Source organism: Xanthomonas dyei (genome assembly GCF_002939865.1).
GTDB lineage: Bacteria > Pseudomonadota > Gammaproteobacteria > Xanthomonadales > Xanthomonadaceae > Xanthomonas > Xanthomonas dyei.
Genome location: NZ_MDEE01000040.1, coordinates 1 through 16,658 on the forward strand (window position 1 = coordinate 1; position 16,658 = coordinate 16,658).

The following is a 16,658-nucleotide window of genomic DNA, read 5'->3' on the forward strand; positions in this document are numbered from 1 at the left end:
CGCCCGAAATTGCGGGTCCCAAGCAAATTCCCAGGCGCCGTAGAAGGTCGAATTCTCTACTTTCGAATGGCAAGGTAATCGGGGGTGGGTCAGCCTACGTCGAATCCTTCAACGGCCGGCTACGCGACGAATGCCTCAACGAACACTGGTTCCCAACACTGTTGCATGCGCGCACCGAGATCGAACGCTGGCGACGCGAATACAACGAGGACCGACCCAAGAAAGCAATTGGCGGCATGACGCCGTCCGCTTATGCCCAACATCTGGCAAACACCGATATCATCAACCCCGGACTCTAAACCCGATCGCTACTCAGGGCGGGGGGACGTCGCGTCAGGTCGAATTGCCGGCTGGCCAAGGCCACCGTCGTCTTCCCCTGGATGATCTCCAGCACCAGCGCCGACTTGCGCCGGGCCGTCCAGCGCTTGATCTGTTCTTCGTCCATCACTGCACTCATCGATGTCTCCTCTGAAAACTAACACCTGAGCAGAGTTTCAGTGGGTCATTACATGGAAGCCGCGCTTGGCCGTGGGCCAGTTTTTGCCCACTTCGGCCAGGTGTCGGCTAAACGCTTTGGAAATCCAGTTGCCTTGGCCGTTTTTGGCGTCGGCTTTGGCCGCTGGGAACAAACGCTCCTGGCCTTTGGCGCGCGCCTGCTCGACCCAGCCCAGAAAGCCCAAGGCAAGCAGGTCGGGATGAATCGGCACGGTCCTCAAGCTCACGTCCGTCTTCACCTTCTGATGCTCGCCCTCATCGGAAATCTGGATGCAAGGGATACCGCCGTCCTCCACCACGTCGGCGGTCAGCAGTTGGCCGACCTCCGAAGCGCGGGCGCCGGTATACAAGCCAATGAGGGACGCCCAACGCGCCGCCAGCGGCAGGGCTTCGAAGGCCGCGGGTGCGAACAAGGTCTGGACCTGGTGGGCGTCGTAAGCCTTGAACCCGAACTTGCGCCGAGCGCGCTTTTCCCGGGTCGAATAGCTCACGTGCCCGGACGCGGGGTTGTCGCCCCGAGGGTAGTGGCCGGAGGCTTGGGCCCACTCGAAGAACCCGCCCTTGCCGCCGATGTAGGACTGCTTGTTGGTGAGCGTGGGTGTAGAGGCGCCTTTTTCCCGCATGTCCTGATACCAACGCGCCAAGTCCGAGCGGGTGACCGTGTGCAGCTTGGTCTTCTCCCCCAGGAAGCTGGTCAGCAGTTCGACAGCGGTCCGCTTGATGGTCCAGGTCTTGGGCAGGGTGCTGCCCTTGAGGCTGTTCAGCCAGGCGTCTCGGGCCTTCCCGAGCGTGATTGATTCGAGGGAGGGTTTGGCTACCCGCCTCGGCGTGGGGAGAGGCGGCACGTGCTGATGAATCAGCTCTCCCAACGCGCTGGGCTGTGGGGCCGTGAGCGCCATCAGTTGCTGGTAGAGCGTGACGTCCTCGGGGGTGTCGATTTGCCATTGCTCGGTGATCGACCCATCCGCTGACCGCGTTCGATTCAGGGTCAGCTCCTGCGGACGTTCGGTGCCGGTCAGGCGCGCCAGGAGCGCGTCCAGGTCGTCGTCTTGGCTTTGCATGCGTCGTTCCTTCAACACAGTGAAGACCTGAGCATACCGGGCAGCCAGGGTCAGCGCGCGCAATCTCGCCTCCCGCATGTCGTAGGTGTGCAGGGTGCGTTTGAAGGTCTGGCGACCGACGATGGGCTGCAAATCGACCGGCACACGCTGCCGATACGACCATAGGCCGGAGGGGGCTCGAACGAGATGATGAGGAATGCGCATGGGCGTCGTGTGTTCCGACTTGCGCAGCTGCAGCCAGTTTTTACGCTAACAAAAAACCCCTGATTTCTCAGGGGTTTGCGTATTCTGGCGGAGAGAGGGGGATTCGAACCCCCGAAGCGCGGTTTAGACGCTTACACACTTTCCAGGCGTGCTCCTTCAACCACTCGGACACCTCTCCGTACCTGTACGACCGGGGTCTAACAGGGTCGCAAATTCTAGCGGTCGCCGGCCCGTACCACAAGCTGAATCTTTCCGGCGCAGTCGGTGAGACGGGCCGTGGCACAATATCGGCTCAGAACAAGCTGGTTGCCCGATGTCTTATCTCGTTCTTGCCCGCAAGTGGCGCCCGAAGCGTTTTGCCGAACTCGTGGGCCAGGAACACGTGGTCCGCGCGCTCACCAACGCGCTCGACAGCGGGCGCGTGCACCACGCGTTTTTGTTCACCGGCACGCGCGGCGTGGGCAAAACCACCATTGCGCGCATTTTCGCCAAGTCGCTGAACTGCGAGACCGGCACCAGTGCCGACCCGTGCGGCACCTGCCCGGCCTGCCTGGACATCGATGCCGGCCGCTACATCGACCTGCTGGAAATCGACGCCGCCTCCAACACCGGCGTGGACGATGTGCGCGAAGTGATCGAGAACGCGCAGTACATGCCGTCGCGCGGCAAGTTCAAGGTCTACCTGATCGACGAAGTGCACATGCTCTCCAAGGCGGCGTTCAACGCGCTGCTCAAAACCCTGGAAGAGCCGCCGGAACACGTGAAATTCTTGCTCGCCACCACCGACCCGCAAAAACTGCCGGTGACGGTGCTGTCGCGCTGCCTGCAGTTCAACCTCAAGCGCCTGGACGAGGACCAGATTCAGGGGCAGATGACCCGCATCCTGGCCGCCGAGGAGATCGAATCGGATCCGTCGGCGATCGTGCAGCTGTCCAAGGCGGCCGATGGCTCCCTGCGCGATGGCTTGTCGCTGCTGGATCAGGCGATCGCCTATGCCGGCGGTGCGCTGCGCGAGGATGTGGTGCGCACGATGCTGGGCACGGTGGACCGCACCCAGGTCGGGGCGATGCTGCAGTCGCTGGCCGACGGCGATGGCGCCCGTCTGCTGCAGGTGGTGGCCGCGCTTGCGGAGTTTTCGCCGGACTGGAGCGGCGTGCTGGAAGCCCTGGCCGAGGCCTTGCACCGCGTGCAGGTGCAGCAGCTAGTGCCGTCGGTGGCGTTCGTCGGCGACGGCATCGACCCGACTCCATTCGCCGCGCAGCTGCGGCCGGAAGTGGTGCAGCTGTGGTACCAGATGGCGCTCAACGGGCGCCGCGATCTGTATTTGGCGCCGAGCCCGCGTGCTGGTTTCGAGATGGCCGTGCTGCGCATGCTGGCGTTCCGCCCCGCTGCGGCGGTGCCGGCCGGAAGCAGCGACGATGGCCGCGGTGCCAGCGCGGGTGGCGGCGCACGCGCGTCCGTTGCGGGCGTGCAGGCGGCTGCACCGGTGACAGCGGCCGCTGCAGTGCCTGTCAGGCCGGTCGAGGTGGTTGAAGCGGCGTCGGGTGCGGATGTTGTTGCGGCGCCGGTAGCTACGGCAACGTCGGCGTCAATATCGGCACCGATAGCAACACCAACACCAACACCAACGGCAGCACCAGCCGACGCAGCCTCGGCGCCGGTTGTGGTGCTTCCTGCAGCAGAGCCGTCGCTCGATGGTCGCTCGTCCTCTGCTGCGCGCACTGACGACACGCCGCCGTGGGCGGTGGACGATGCGCCGGTGCGCACGCATGCTGCGCCAGCGTCCGTGTCCGATACAGCGGTTGTACTGGCACCCGAATCTGCAATGGCCCTGCCGCCAGAAGCCGCTATTGCGGCGCCGATCATGGCGGTGCCCGAACGTGTGCCTGCGCTTGCTGCCGCCGCTGCTCCCGTGCCGGCAGAGACGGCTGCAGATGCGCTCTCTGCTGGGCCTGCGTCTGCCGAAGCTTTGCCAGCTTCAGCATGGCTATCCGCATCGGCGCCCAGCAACGATTCGAGCACGCTGATCGACGACAGCCGCATTGCCGACGCCGAACAGTGGCTCGAGTTGGTCACGCGTAGCGGGTTGAACGGCCCGTCGCGTCAGCTCGCGGCCAATGCAGCGTTTATCGGCCATCGCGATGGCGTGCTGCGGCTGGCGCTGGCGCTGGGCTTCGAATATCTCAACTCCGAGCGCTCCATCGCCAACCTGGCGCAGGCGTTGGCACCAGTCCTCGGAGACACGCCGCGTATCGTGATCGAAACCGGCAGCGCCGATGTCGAGACCTTGCATGAGCGCGCCAACCGGCAGAAAGGCGAGCGCCAGAGCGCAGCCGAAACCGCCTTCATGAACGACCCGAATGTGCAGCAGCTGATCCAGCAGCAGGGCGCGCGGGTCGTTCCCGATTCCATCCGCCCTTACGACGAGTAACGACCATGCGTGGAAATATTGCCCAATTGATGCAACAGGCGCAGAAGATGCAGGAAAACCTGCAGCGCGCCCAGGAAGAACTAGCCAAGCTGGAAGTCACCGGCACTGCCGGCGGCGGCATGGTCAGCGTGACGCTGACCGGCGCCAAGGAATGCCGCAAGGTGCGGATCGACCCCAGCATCCTCTCCGACCAGGAAATGGCCGAGGACCTGATCGCCGCCGCCTTCAACGATGCCTCCAACAAGATCGATGCCGAATCCAAGGACCGCATGGGTTCGGCTACCGCCGGCATGCAGCTGCCGCCGGGCATGAAGTTGCCGTTCTAAGAATCAGGGATTGGGCATTCGGGATTGGAGATTGGCAAAAGCGAGATGGCTTTTGCCTTTGCGTATCCCGAATCTCCATTCCCGAATCCCGGCCACTCGATGTCCTCCTTACTCGAACAACTGATCGAAGCCTTCCGGGTGTTACCGGGCGTGGGCCAGAAATCGGCGCAGCGTATGGCCTATCACGTGCTCGAGCGCGAGCGCGAGGGTGGGCGGCGTCTGGCGACGGCGCTTGCCAGTGCGGTGGAAAAGGTCGGCCATTGCGTGCAATGCCGCGACTTCACCGAGGCGGAAATCTGCCCGATCTGTGCCAACGCCAGTCGCGACCGGCAGCAGCTGTGCGTGGTAGAATCACCGGCCGATCGCTTGGCGATCGAGCACGCTACCGGCTATCGCGGGTTGTATTTCATTCTGCAGGGACGGCTGTCGCCGCTGGACGGCATCGGCCCGCGCGAGCTGGGGCTGGACCAACTCGGCGAACGCCTGGCCGCCGGTGAAATCACTGAGATGATCATCGCCACCAACGCCACCGTGGAGGGCGAGGCCACCGCGCATTACCTGGCGCAGTTGGCGCGCCAGCATGGCGTGCGCCCCAGCCGGCTCGCGCAAGGCATGCCGCTGGGCGGCGAACTGGAATATGTGGATCGCGGCACGCTGTCGCACGCCTTCGGCACCCGCAGTGAGGTGGTCTGAGGGCTGGGATTGGTGAGTCGGGATTTGGGATTGGTCAAAGCGGTTTGGCTGTGCGCTTCAGATTCTACGAAGCCCGAATCACCAATCTCGAATCTCGAATCACCAGCCGGCTGACCGCTGGGAGCATCCAGCTACCGCGTTGATGAAAGCGATGGAGGCGCCGCTCCTCTAAAACAGCTCATTGCTGCTGGGCACGGGTCGAGGCTGCACAAAAGCTGCCAGACCACGCGCGCGGTAAGCTCTTACCAATCCCAAATGACCAATCCTCAATCCCCAGCCATGTCCGACACCATCTTCAGCAAGATCATCCGTCGCGAAATCCCGGCCACCATCGTTTACGAAGACGACGAGGTGCTGGGCTTCGAAGACATCGCGCCGCAGGCGCCGGTACATGTGCTCTTCATTCCCAAGCTGCACGCCATTCCCACGCTGGACGACGTCCCGCCGGAGCAGGCGTTGCTGGTCGGCAAGTTGGCGCTCGCCGCTGCCGCGTACGCACGTGAGCAGGGCCTGGCGCAGGACGGCTATCGCATCGTGATGAATTGCCGCGAGCATGCCGGGCAGACGGTGTTCCACATCCATCTGCATCTGCTGGCCGGTGCACCGCTGGGTCGCTTCGGCACGCCCTGACGGAAGCGCTGGGCGTTGCCATCGCTGTGACCGAACAGATTCTCCAGCGGAAAGGGCTGGCAAGGGTTGGGCATGGCCGATCGCCAGTGCTGCGGTTGCGAGCCGATGTACACAAGCAGGCGCTCATATCAGCCGCGCAGTCGCGGTTCCAGTAGGGCTTGTAGCGCCCGCGCAGCGCCGGGGCTGGCGAAATGGCGAAATCAGGATCCAGCAGAAACGCGCTAATACCGGCCGCTTACCCACACAAACAAACTTGCCCGCATAAATAAAAACGCCGCTCCTTCAAGAGCGGCGTTTTGGATCACAGCGGACTCAGCGGGCGATTACCACCAACCGCGGCCCCAGCCCCAACCGCCGCCCCAGCGCGGACCCCACGGGTCGCCCCAGGGACCATACGGGTATGCCGGAATCACGTCGACGTCGCGCACTTCCGGCCACAGGTAGACCACGTCCGCCGCCACCTTGGGCAGCTTGTAGTCGTACTCGCCGATCTTGGTGGTCTCATAGCCTTCGATCTTGCCGATGAAGGTGACTTCGCGGCCTGGCTCGAACACTGCCGGGTCATAGAAACCCGAGCGGCAGGCCAGGAAACGGCCATCGCTGGCGTCCACGGCATTGCGGTCCGGACGGCCGCTGGCGTTGAGCGGGCGCGAAATCAACTCGAAGCAGGTCTGGCCCTGGCTCGGCTTGGTCTGGATGATCTTGCCGCCCCAGCGCACCGAAGTGCCGAGCTGCGCGCTGGCAGTGGAATCGCTCGGGCTGACCGTGGGGAACTGGCCCTGCAGCGGCTTGGGCGCGGTGGCGCAGGCTGCGAGCCCGAGCACAGCGACAATGGGAAAAAGAAAGCGGGTACTCATGAGGAAACTCCGGTTCGCGGGCGATGCTGCTGCAGATCTTTAAGGAGTGAGGCGCTGTCCGAATCAGCGCCAGCGTAGCGCGCGGCAGCGAAACGTTGGCTGAGTGCCAACAGTGGTGTGTCGGGGTGGGTGCGGGCGACGCGTTGCGCCCAGGCAATAGCCGGTTCGTGCGGTTCGCGGGCAAGGCCCAGCTTGGCGTAGCGCCGGCTCAGCCGATGCCAGGCACGCAGCAGTGGGTCGCGTTCGCGTTCGCCGCGCGCCAGCAACCAGCTCATCCACGCCAGCGCGCTGACCGCGAATACGCCGAAGATGGTGGCCAGTTGGGTGGGCTCCAGGCGGTCGATACCGAACGGCTGCAGCAGCCGTTGTTGGCGGTCGGCATTGAAGGACAGCACCAGGTCGTTCCAGCCGCGCCGCAGCCAATCGCTGACCTGGCCCAGGCCGGCCCAGGTGCCGAGCTGGGCGAAGTTATTGCCATCGGTTTGCAGACGATCTTCCAGCGTGTCGTAGATGCGTTCCGGCGCCACGGCGGCCGTGGGGTCCACACGCACCCAGCCGCGGCCGGCCAGCCACACTTCGGTCCATGCATGCGCATCCATGCGGCGCACCACCCAGTAGTTGCCCAGCCGGTTGTAGGTGCCGCCGGCATAGCCGGTCACCACGCGTGCGGGGATGCCGGCCGCGCGCATCAGCACCACGAACGAGGAGCTGAAGTGCTCGCAAAACCCGGCTTTCTGCTGGAACAGGAACTCATCCACGCTGTTGCGGCCAAGCAGTGGCGTATCCAGCGTGTAGGCGAATTCGCGGGTGATCCATCCCAGTGCGCGCTGCACGACGGCATCGTCGTTGTTGCCGGCTTCGGCCCGCCATTGCCTGGCAAGCGCAACGGTGCGCGGATTGAAGCCAGGCGGCAGTGCGAGTGCGCGCTTGCGCAACTGATCGGGCAGGTCGGTATCGAAACGTGCCGGTGGCGCCGATTGCAACTCCCAACGGGTCAGTGCGCTCAATGGTCGCTGCGCGAACAGTTCGTAATCGGGCGACAGCTCGGCGTCGGCCACGCCCTGGGTCGGCAGGTCCAGCGACACCAGCTGGCGACGGTCGGTGGGCTCGTAATCCAGTCGATAACGATAGGTCTGCGGGCCGGGCGTGACCGACGCGGGTTGGCCGCGACCAGTCCAGCGCGCGCGCTGCCAGGTGCGGCCGTCGAAATCCCACATCACCGGCCCGCGCCAGTAACGCTGTTGCGGCGGTGGCGCCTTGCCGGTGAATTGCACGCGCAGCGCCGGGCTGTCGTCGGCCATCAGGTCGATCCATTCGCCCGGCGACATGTTGTCCGACAGGCCCGGCCGCGACAGCGCGCGCTCGGGCACGCCCCACAGCGGCGAACTCAGACGCGGCAGCAACCAGAAGGTCGCCAGTGCCAGCGGCACCCCGATGGCCACCAGCTTGCCGATCCCGCGCAACTGCAGGCGCAACGCAGGTGTGTGGGTGCGATGCTCTTCGTCGGCCAGCCGCTGCATGCTGAGCAAGGCGCTGACCACCGCCAGCAGCGCCAGGCCCATCGTGGCAGGCCCCTGGTCGAGCAGGAATGCCGCAAACGGCGCGAACAAGGCAAAGCCGAGCAGGCTGCGCGCATCGCGCAGGGTGCGCAGTTCGGAAGCCTTGATCGCCAGCATCGCGGCAAGCACCGCACACCCGGTATCGCGGCCGAAGCGCATGCCGATCTGCCAGTACACCGCCGCCAGCATTGCGATCACCAGCAATACCCGCACCGGTGCCATCACGGTGCCGCGCCAGCTCAGCACGCCGACCAGGACCGCGGCCACCGCAATGGTGGCGGCGAGCAGGCCGGGCAGCTGCAGCAGCAACGGCGCCAGCGCCAGCCAACTGGTGGCCAGCACCCAGCCCCGGCTGGCCTGGCTGATCGGAAGCGACGGCTCAGTCATGCGGAAGCAGCGCCAGGGCGCGTAGACAGAGGTGTTGGTGGGACGGGCCTTGCGCAGGCCCCAGTGGTGGCTGGCCTGGCAGTAGCAGGCGATAACGCCGCCCGTCGCGCTCGGCCAGATTGACCCAGCGGGCAAGCCGCGCGATGCGGCGTTCGTACGGCAGCGCGTTGAGCGTGCGCCAGTCCAGCGTCACTTCGATGCCGAGGGGCTGTTCGTATTCGCGCACCAGCAAGGTGTCGCGACGCGCCGAATGCTTCCAGGAAATCGTACGTGGCGCATCGCCGGCGCGGTACGGGCGCAGCTGATGCAGTTCCTCGCCTTGCGCGTGCAGGCGGGTCTGGTTGGGCGAACCGGCGCCGTCGGGCAGCGTGGGGCCGTGGTCTTCGGGTTTGGGATAGGCCAGCAGCGGAGTTTCTGGCCACACCCACGACCAGGCCCGCACCAGGCCCAGCGGCTGCGTGCTCGACAGCCGGATGCGTTCGATGTCCTGCCAGCCGCGCTGCGTGGTGGGCACGAGCAGATCGACGTCGGCCATCTCGTGCTCGACCAGCGAACAGAAACCGTTGCTTTGCAGGTGGTCCAGCCGCAGCCCGCGCCGCACGCGGGTATCGCGACGTGCCAGCGACACCCGCATGCGCAGCGGCTCGCCGGCCATCACCGGCTCGGCCGAGACCGCTTCGATGCGCAGCGCCGACAACTGCAGATGCGCCATGATGCTGCTGGCGATCCCGGCGGTGGCCAGCAGCAGGGCTAGCAGCAAGGCCGGGTTGTTGTTGTAGTTCAACGCGCCCATCAGCATCGCCAGCAGCAAGCCGGTGATGAACAACCCGAAGCGGGTCGGCAACACATAGATACGCCGCCGATCCAGCACGATCGGCAACGCTTCCGCTCCCCGCGGACGGGCCAGCAGGCTGAGCCGGCGGCCGATGCCGCGCAAGGGTGCACGCACGTGTGTCAGTCCACCGGCACGCTGTGCAGCAGCGCCTTGGCCAGCGCCGGCCCGGAGGACGATTCTGCTTCCGGCACCAGCCGATGCCCGGCCACGGCCACGAACAGCGCCTGCACGTCTTCCGGCAGCACATGCTCGCGTCCGAGCAACAGCGCATACGCCTTGGCGGCGCGCAGCAGCGCGATGCCGGCGCGCGGCGACAGGCCAACCCGCACGCCGGCATGCTGGCGACTGCGCAGCAGCAGCGCCTGCACGTAGCCGATCAAGGCATCGCTGGTGTGGATCTGATTGACCCCAGCACGCAGCGCGACCACGTCGGTATCGCTGAGCTGCGGTGCGGCCTGGGCGATCAGTTCGCGCCGGTCCACCCCGGACAGGAGCGCGCGCTCGGCATCGGCGCTGGGGTAGCCCAGGCTGAGCCGCAACAGAAAGCGATCCAGCTGCGAGTCCGGCAACGGAAACGTGCCGGACAGGTCGACCGGATTCTGCGTGGCGATCACAAAGAACGGCTCGGGCAAGGCGTGGGTCACACCATCCAGGGTGACCTGTTGCTCGGCCATGTCTTCCAGCAACGAGCTCTGCGTACGCGGCGGGGCGCGATTGATCTCGTCGGCCAGCAGCACATGGGTGAACACCGGGCCGGGGTGGAACTGGAACTGGCGCGAGGCCGCGTCGTACACCGACACGCCCAGCACATCGGCCGGCAACAGATCGGAGGTGAACTGCACGCGCTGGAAGCCCAATCCCAGGCTGGAAGCCATCGCATGGGCGAGGGTGGTCTTGCCCAGGCCAGGCAGGTCTTCGATCAGCAGATGTCCGCCGGACAGGAGTGCCACGAACGCCAGCCGCACTTCCTGCGCCTTGCCCAACAACAGCGAATTGACCTGGTCTTGCGCGCGCCGCAGCGATTGACGCAGCGCATCGGTTAGCATTTCCGTGGAACGCAGCGGTGTCGACATCACAATTCCGTAGGTGAAAAGAAGAGTGCACAGGGCAATGCAGGGGGACCAACGGGCACATCGCACTTTCGTGATCCTGTGGACACTGGCGACGGCCGTCAAGCTGTTGATTGCCGCGCGGCTGCCGCTGTTCGTGGACGAAGCGTTTTATTGGCAGGAAGGGCAGTACCTGGCTGCAGCGTATTCGGATCTGCCGGGGCTGACTGCCTGGCTGGCGCGCCTGGGTGTGGAAGTTGGCGGGCACCATCTGCTGGCGCTGCGGCTGCCGTTTCTGGCCATCGCCGCGCTACTGCCGTGGCTGGTTGCGCACATCGCCACGCGCTGGTTCGGCTCCACCCTGGGCTGGCAGGCCGGCAGCCTGACGCTGTTGATGCCGCTGTCGGCCACGCTGGGCATGCTGGCGGTGCCCGACGTGCCGATGGCTTTGGCAGCGGTGCTGTGCATGGATGCCGGCGCGCGCCTGCTGCGCGAGGTCGATGCCACCAGCGCGCTGGAGCTGGCGATCGGTCTGGCGATCGGTGCACTCAGCCACTACCGCTTCGTGGGTGTGATCGGCGTGGGCTGCATCGCGTTGCTGTGCATTCCGCAGGGGCGCGCGGTGCTGCGCGACCCGCGCATCTGGCTGGCGCTGACGGTGGGCGCGGTGAGCTGGCTACCGCTGCTGTTCTGGAATACCGACCACGACGAGGCCGGGCTGCGCTTCCAGTTGGTCGACCGGCATCCGTGGCGGTTCCAGATCGGCGGGCTGTGGTTCCTGTTGATCCAGACGGTGGCGGTGACGCCGCTACTGGCCTGGGCGATGGTCAAGGTCAGTCTGGCCGGGACGCGCTCCGGCGGCGGGTCGCGTGCGCAATGGCGCTATTTCGGCTTGCTGGGCGGCATCTCGACCGTGGCGATCTTCGTGCTCGGCTTCTTCAGCGATGCCGAACGGATCAGCTTCCATTGGCCGTTGCCTGGCTATTTCGCATTGCTGGTGGCGGTGCCGGTGATCCTGTTGCGTTGGCCGCTTCCGCTGCGCCGTGCTGCATGGTTGCTTGCGCTGCTCGGCACGCTGGGGGCGTACGGCTATTACTTGGCGGTGTCGGTGCCGTCGATCCGCGCGCATGCGGCCGGCGAAAAATACTATCCACGCAATTTCGCCGGCTGGAACGATCTGGCGCGTGCGGTCAAGCGTCAGCTGGCGCAGATGCCACCGGGCACGCGCGTGCTGGCCGAAAACTTCAAGGTGGGCGCCGAACTGGGTTTTCAGTTGCACGATGCGCAGATCGAGGTCTTGCGTGCCGACTTGAACGACAAGCACGGGCGCAGCGCGCAGTTGCAGCAATGGGGCCTGCTCAGCGATGGACGCCGCGATGGCCCGCGTCTGCTGGTGCTGTCGCCCAGCGATCAGCGCTACCGCGACCTGCTCAAACGCTATCACGCCATCTGCGACATGGTCGGGCCGTTGCCACCGCCTACGGTGGTGTCCACCGATCACGGGTATCAACGTTTTCTGCTGTTCGCACTGCCGGCGCAACGCGCGCCCGGGCCGTGCATCGCCCCGGCGATGGCCTGGATCGATACGCCGCTACCGGATGTGCGCGTGGCGGGCCAGGTCCAGGTGCGCGGGTGGGCGTTCAAGGACGGCATCGGCCTGGCCGATGTGGAGTTGCTGCTCGATGGGCGCCCGGTCGCGCAGGCCGCCTACGGCAGCCCGATGGACGTCCGCCCGTACTGGAAGATTTCCACCGACCCGCAGCACCCCAACGTCGGCTTCTCCGCCACGCTCGACACGCACGCGCTGCCATCCGGCACGCATTGGTTGGGCCTGCGCCTGCACGGCCGCGACGGCAGCGTCGAGGATTGGTCGGAGCAGCCTGTCACCGTTTCCGCACCTTAGATCACGCAATGACCGACGCCCTGCCCGCTACCCATCCCGCACATCTGTCCGGGTTTCGAATTGCCGTGCTGGTGCCATGCCACAACGAGGCGGCAACCGTTGCGAAGGTGGTCGGCGATTTCGCTGCGGCATTGCCGGGAGCGATCATCCATGTGCTGGACAACAATTCCAGCGACGCCACCGCATCGAGCGCGGCGGCGGCGGGCGCGCAGGTATGCCGCGTTGCGTTGCAAGGCAAGGGCAATGTGGTGCGGCGTGGATTTGCCGATGTCGAAGCCGATATCTATGTGCTGGTGGATGGCGATGCGACGTACGACGCGGCTGCCGCACCGGCACTGGTGCGCAAGCTCATCGACGAACGGCTGGACATGGTGGTCGGCGCGCGACGCGATCAACAGCAGGCCGCGTATCGGCCAGGGCACCGGCTCGGCAATGTCCTGCTGACGCGCTGCGCGGGGTTGCTGTTCGGGCGCAGTTTCGACGACATGTTGTCCGGATACCGGGTGTTTTCGCGGCGCTACGTCAAATCGTTTGCGGCGCATGCGCAGGGGTTCGAGACCGAAACCGAGCTGGCCGTGCATGCCTTGCAGTTGCGCATGCCGGTGGCCGAGGTCGAAACGGCCTATGGCGTGCGCCCGGAAGGGTCGCAAAGCAAGTTGAATACCTGGCGCGACGGCTGGCGCATCCTCACCACCATTGCAAAATTGTTCAAGGCCGAGCGGCCGTTGTTGTTCTTCTCGATCGGGTTTGCGCTCAGCGCCGCGCTGTCGATCGTGCTGGCGATCCCGTTGTTCGAGACCTATCTGCAAACCGGGTTGGTGCCGCGCTTTCCGACCGCGATCCTGTGCGTGGCGCTGATGCTGCTTGGCTTTCTGTTGCTGGCTTGCGGGCTGATCCTGGATACGGTCACGCGTGGACGCGTCGAAGCCAAACATCTGGCGTATCTCGCCGAGCCGGGCGTGGGCAATCGTGTGGCCGCCTCGCATGACAAGGAAGCGCGTTGATGACATCGATGAGCATGTCGAAGTGGACGACGCGTCGGCAGCGTGTGTTGCGCTGGGCGGATGGCCGGTTCGGCTTTCATTCGCAGCGCCAGGTCATCACTGCGGTGATTGCCGTGCTGCTGCTCGCTGCGCTGTTTTCGCTCGGTCTTGGCCAGGATGCCAATTGGGATTTGCGCAATTACCACCTGTACATCGGTGATGCGTGGACCCAAGACCGTCTGGGCGTGGATCTGGCGCCAGCGCAGATGCAGAGCTACTTCAGCCCGCTGCTCGATAGCCTGCATGCCTGGTTGATGTTGCATCTGCCCGGGCCATTGGTCGGGGCGTTATTGGGCGTGCTGCATGCCGTGGTGTTCATGCCGGTGGCAGCCGTGGCGTGGCGTGTCCTGTCCAAGGAATCGCAACGCGCGCAGTGGGCCCCGCTCTTCGCGCTGGCCGGCATGTGCAGTGCGGTGTTCCTGTCCGAACTGGGCAACACCATGGGCGATACCGCCAGCGCGATCCCGGTGCTGGCGTCGTTGGCGGTCGTGCTGTTGGCGCAGGCCAACGCGCGGCAGGACCGACGTGTCACGCGGTTATGGGTTATCGCCGGCGCGCTGATCGGTCTGGCGATCGCGCTCAAGCTCACCAATGCGCTGTACGCGTTGGCGCTGGCGCCGGCGGTGCTTTGCGACGGTGGACGCATGCGCTCACGGGTTCTGGGGTTGGGCGTGCTTGCCGGTGTCGCCGTGCTGGTCTTGCTGCTCGTGGCCGGGCCTTGGTACTGGCAGGTCTGGCAACACCTGGGCAATCCGCTGTTTCCGCAATTCAATGGCGTGTTCAAGTCGCCGCTGGCTCAGCCGGTGTCGATTGCGGATGTTCGATGGCTGCCGCGCAGCATCGGCGAACACCTGATCTGGCCGCTGCTGTTTACGCTCAAACCGCAACGCATCAACGATCTCGGTCTGGTGCAGGCGGGGTGGGCGGTGTTGTATGCGGTCGCGCTGATGGCCGCGGGACGCACCGTGCTGCGTCGTCGCGTGCCCGCAACGAATCGCGATCGCGCAGCGGTTGTGCTGTTGGTGTTCTTCGGTATTGCCTACGCGCTGTGGCAAGCGGTCTTCAGTATCCACCGCTATCTGTTGGTACTGGAGCTGCTTGCGCCATTGGCGCTGTGGGTCGTGTGCCGGCGCGCCTTCGTGGTGAATGCCGATCGCAAGGCTGGGTGGTTGATCGGTGCGTGTGCGCTGGTTGCGGTGGTTGGATGGAAGGACTGGGGGCATGAGGCATGGGCGCGCGACAGTTTTCAGGTCGAGCAACCAGCGCTTGCCGATCCTGCGGCATCCACGGTGCTGCTGGTCGGCGACGAGCCGCAGTCCTGGCGTGTGCCGCTGCTGCCGCAGCAGGCGCGTTACATCGGGGTTGCGACCAATCTCTCCGAGACCGATCAGTACCGCGCCCGGGTCAATGCCTTGATCGCCGAGCGGCCGCAGCTGTACGCGATGTTGGGTGCGACACGCGACAAGCAGCAATTGCGGATCGATCGCATGAACGGCTGGGCGCGGCAGTTTGGCTGGGACATCCAGCCTCGGTGCACGCGGTTGCGCTGGTTGATCGCGCGCGGTCTGCGTGCGGAGCTGGAAGTGTCGCCGGGGCGCTGCGTGCTGCAGGTGTCCAAGGGCAAGGCGTTGGATATCGCCGCTGCAGATCGTGCGGTGCGCGAGTCTGCGCAGCAGCGCCTGGATGCGTATGGGCTGACCCTGGATCCGTCACGTTGCCGCACCTTGTCCTCGCATGTCGGACAAGCTCAGTACCCGTATCAGTTCTGCGCGCTCGCTCGCCCGCAGTAGCGCAAGCGGCAGGGCGTTGTGCGGCCGGGTAGATGTGTACCGTCATGCGCGTCCTTGGTGGCCGCTGTCGCACCATCGTGACTGGAGGTCTGTACCGTCGCGGCCGACTTTCGATCGATGCGCCTGAACAGCGTCGCCGCACTCGAATTAGGCCTCACGGAATCGTAAACCCGGCCTGCCGCAACAGCCGCGCCAGGGCGATCAGCGGCAGGCCAACCAGCGCGGTGGGGTCTTCCGAGCGAATCGCATCGAACAGGCTGATGCCCAGGCCCTCGCATTTGAAGCTGCCGGCGCAATCCAGCGCGGGCTCGGCGGCCAGGTAGCGTTCGATCTCCACCGGTGTCAGTGGGCGCAGCTGTACCTCGGTCACGTCCAGCGCGTGCAGGTGCTGGTCGGGGCCGATCAGGCTGACGGCGGTATGGAAGCGCACCACGCGCCCGGACATGGCGCCTAGCTGCGCGCGTGCCTGGTCCAGGGTTCCCGGTTTGCCCAGGGACTGGCCGTTCAGATCGGCGACCTGGTCCGAGCCGATGATCCAGGCGTCGGGCGCATGCGCGGCCACCGCGGCGGCCTTCTCGGCAGCCAGGCGGCTGGCCAGCGCGCTCGGCGCTTCGCCCGGCAGCGCCTGCTCATCGACCTCCGGGCGGGCGGTGGTGAAGTCCAGTCGCAGGCGGCCGAGCAGCTCGCGCCGGTAGACTGAGGTAGAGGCAAGGATCAGGCGTGGCATCATGAACGTCGAAAGAGGCGGGCAGGAGAGTCTGCCAGCCCGCACGCCGCGCGGCACATGTGAATGGGTGCATTTGACATGGCTACTGCGGGTCTTTAACATTCTGCGGCTTATGTCCGCGAACGTACCCGAAATGCTGGATGCTTGGCGGATGGTCGCAGCGCGCAGGCGCTTCGATGGCCGCATCCCGCTCTCTGCGATGACCCGCTTGCAGGGGAGTCTGGTCGATACCGATGGCGAATGTGTTTATTCGCTCCAGTTCGATCAGGACGATCTGCTCAAGGTCGCCTATGTCGAACTCAGCATCGATGTCGAGCTGCCGCTGGCTTGCCAGCGCACCTTGCAGCGTTTTCTGTACCCGGTGCAGATCAGCCAGCGCCTTGGCCTGATCCGCAACGAGGACGAAGAGGCGGCATTGCCGCCCGATTACGAAGCCTTGCTGGTGCCCGACGACGGCATGCTGCGGGCGACGGATCTGGTGGAGGACGAACTGGTGCTGTCGGTACCGGTGGTGCCGATGGCGCCGGGCAGCGAAGCCGTCGAGGCTGAGTGGGTGCCGAGCCAGGAAGAGCAAGACAAGGCCAGTCCGTTCGCGGCGCTGGCAGCGTTGAAGAAACAGTAACCGCCGCTGTTAAGGGCGGAAAGACAGGTCGACGCGGGCGTAGAGC

At 65.4% G+C, this 16,658-nt stretch carries 15 protein-coding genes, 1 tRNA gene and 1 pseudogene; 9 read left to right on the plus strand and 8 right to left on the minus strand.

Annotation, left to right across the window (positions count from 1 at the left end; translation table 11 throughout):
* The coding region (locus XdyCFBP7245_RS19405) for an integrase core domain-containing protein (RefSeq protein WP_244907860.1) at positions 1 to 299 on the plus strand (299 nt) is incomplete at its 5' end.
* A 32-nt stretch (positions 300 to 331) separates the two neighbouring features.
* Here the strand turns inward: XdyCFBP7245_RS19405 and XdyCFBP7245_RS19410 are convergent.
* The 3 genes and pseudogenes from XdyCFBP7245_RS19410 to XdyCFBP7245_RS19420 all read right to left on the minus strand — a co-directional run.
* Positions 332 to 457: pseudogene (locus XdyCFBP7245_RS19410) on the minus strand (DUF1153 domain-containing protein); the annotation flags it as partial.
* A gap of 37 nt (positions 458 to 494) precedes the next feature.
* A complete protein-coding gene (locus XdyCFBP7245_RS19415) occupies positions 495 to 1,760 on the minus strand; it encodes a DUF6538 domain-containing protein (RefSeq protein ID WP_244907862.1) in 1,266 nt (421 codons plus the stop codon).
* A gap of 85 nt (positions 1,761 to 1,845) precedes the next feature.
* Positions 1,846 to 1,938, minus strand: a tRNA-Ser gene (locus XdyCFBP7245_RS19420).
* A gap of 135 nt (positions 1,939 to 2,073) precedes the next feature.
* Between XdyCFBP7245_RS19420 and dnaX the strand changes: the two genes are divergently transcribed.
* The 4 genes from dnaX to XdyCFBP7245_RS19440 all read left to right on the plus strand — a co-directional run bounded on the left by dnaX (position 2,074) and on the right by XdyCFBP7245_RS19440 (position 5,840).
* Positions 2,074 to 4,191, plus strand: a complete 2,118-nt coding sequence (gene dnaX, locus XdyCFBP7245_RS19425) for a DNA polymerase III subunit gamma/tau (RefSeq protein WP_104617082.1) — start codon at positions 2,074 to 2,076, stop codon at positions 4,189 to 4,191.
* Between the two features lie 5 nt (positions 4,192 to 4,196).
* Positions 4,197 to 4,517, plus strand: coding sequence for a YbaB/EbfC family nucleoid-associated protein (locus XdyCFBP7245_RS19430; RefSeq protein WP_005913896.1), 321 nt, complete (start codon positions 4,197 to 4,199; stop codon positions 4,515 to 4,517).
* A 99-nt stretch (positions 4,518 to 4,616) separates the two neighbouring features.
* Positions 4,617 to 5,210 (plus strand): recombination mediator RecR, encoded by a 594-nt coding sequence (gene recR, locus XdyCFBP7245_RS19435; RefSeq protein WP_104617083.1) that lies wholly within the window; start codon positions 4,617 to 4,619, stop codon positions 5,208 to 5,210.
* A 279-nt stretch (positions 5,211 to 5,489) separates the two neighbouring features.
* On the plus strand, positions 5,490 to 5,840 hold the full coding sequence (locus tag XdyCFBP7245_RS19440) for a histidine triad nucleotide-binding protein (RefSeq protein ID WP_055845861.1): 351 nt from the start codon (positions 5,490 to 5,492) through the stop codon (positions 5,838 to 5,840).
* 323 nt (positions 5,841 to 6,163) lie between these two features.
* Here XdyCFBP7245_RS19440 and XdyCFBP7245_RS19445 read toward each other — a convergent pair whose 3' ends face one another.
* The 4 genes from XdyCFBP7245_RS19445 to XdyCFBP7245_RS19460 are packed head-to-tail and all read right to left on the minus strand — an operon-like array spanning position 6,164 to position 10,551.
* Complete coding sequence (locus tag XdyCFBP7245_RS19445; protein ID WP_005995216.1) at positions 6,164 to 6,697, minus strand: Slp family lipoprotein; 534 nt, start codon at positions 6,695 to 6,697, stop codon at positions 6,164 to 6,166.
* Positions 6,694 to 8,643: a transglutaminase TgpA family protein gene (locus tag XdyCFBP7245_RS19450; protein WP_104617084.1), complete on the minus strand. Its 1,950-nt coding sequence runs from the start codon at positions 8,641 to 8,643 to the stop codon at positions 6,694 to 6,696. The genes XdyCFBP7245_RS19445 and XdyCFBP7245_RS19450 overlap by 4 nt, the downstream gene beginning before the upstream one ends.
* Positions 8,636 to 9,592, minus strand: a complete 957-nt coding sequence (locus XdyCFBP7245_RS19455; RefSeq protein WP_104617085.1) for a DUF58 domain-containing protein — start codon at positions 9,590 to 9,592, stop codon at positions 8,636 to 8,638. Before XdyCFBP7245_RS19455 ends, XdyCFBP7245_RS19450 begins: the two co-directional genes overlap by 8 nt.
* A 5-nt stretch (positions 9,593 to 9,597) precedes the next feature.
* Entirely contained in the window at positions 9,598 to 10,551 is a 954-nt protein-coding gene (locus XdyCFBP7245_RS19460) for an AAA family ATPase (protein WP_104617086.1), read from the minus strand.
* 37 nt (positions 10,552 to 10,588) lie between these two features.
* Here XdyCFBP7245_RS19460 and XdyCFBP7245_RS19465 point away from each other — a divergent pair, with 37 nt between their 5' ends.
* Genes XdyCFBP7245_RS19465 through XdyCFBP7245_RS19475 form a run of 3 tightly spaced genes read left to right on the plus strand, consistent with a single transcriptional unit; the run spans position 10,589 to position 15,263 of the window.
* Positions 10,589 to 12,430 (plus strand): glycosyltransferase family 39 protein, encoded by a 1,842-nt coding sequence (locus tag XdyCFBP7245_RS19465; protein ID WP_104617087.1) that lies wholly within the window; start codon positions 10,589 to 10,591, stop codon positions 12,428 to 12,430.
* 8 nt (positions 12,431 to 12,438) lie between these two features.
* Positions 12,439 to 13,434 (plus strand): glycosyltransferase, encoded by a 996-nt coding sequence (locus XdyCFBP7245_RS19470; protein ID WP_104617088.1) that lies wholly within the window; start codon positions 12,439 to 12,441, stop codon positions 13,432 to 13,434.
* Positions 13,435 to 13,448: 14 nt separating this feature from the next.
* On the plus strand, positions 13,449 to 15,263 hold the full coding sequence (locus XdyCFBP7245_RS19475; protein WP_244907863.1) for a glycosyltransferase 87 family protein: 1,815 nt from the start codon (positions 13,449 to 13,451) through the stop codon (positions 15,261 to 15,263).
* A gap of 154 nt (positions 15,264 to 15,417) precedes the next feature.
* Here the strand turns inward: XdyCFBP7245_RS19475 and XdyCFBP7245_RS19480 are convergent, their stop codons facing one another.
* Positions 15,418 to 15,993 (minus strand): Maf family protein, encoded by a 576-nt coding sequence (locus XdyCFBP7245_RS19480; RefSeq protein WP_104617089.1) that lies wholly within the window; start codon positions 15,991 to 15,993, stop codon positions 15,418 to 15,420.
* 109 nt (positions 15,994 to 16,102) lie between these two features.
* Between XdyCFBP7245_RS19480 and XdyCFBP7245_RS19485 the strand changes: the two genes are divergently transcribed.
* Complete coding sequence (locus XdyCFBP7245_RS19485) at positions 16,103 to 16,612, plus strand: YceD family protein (RefSeq protein WP_104617090.1); 510 nt, start codon at positions 16,103 to 16,105, stop codon at positions 16,610 to 16,612.
* Positions 16,613 to 16,658: the final 46 nt, after the last annotated feature.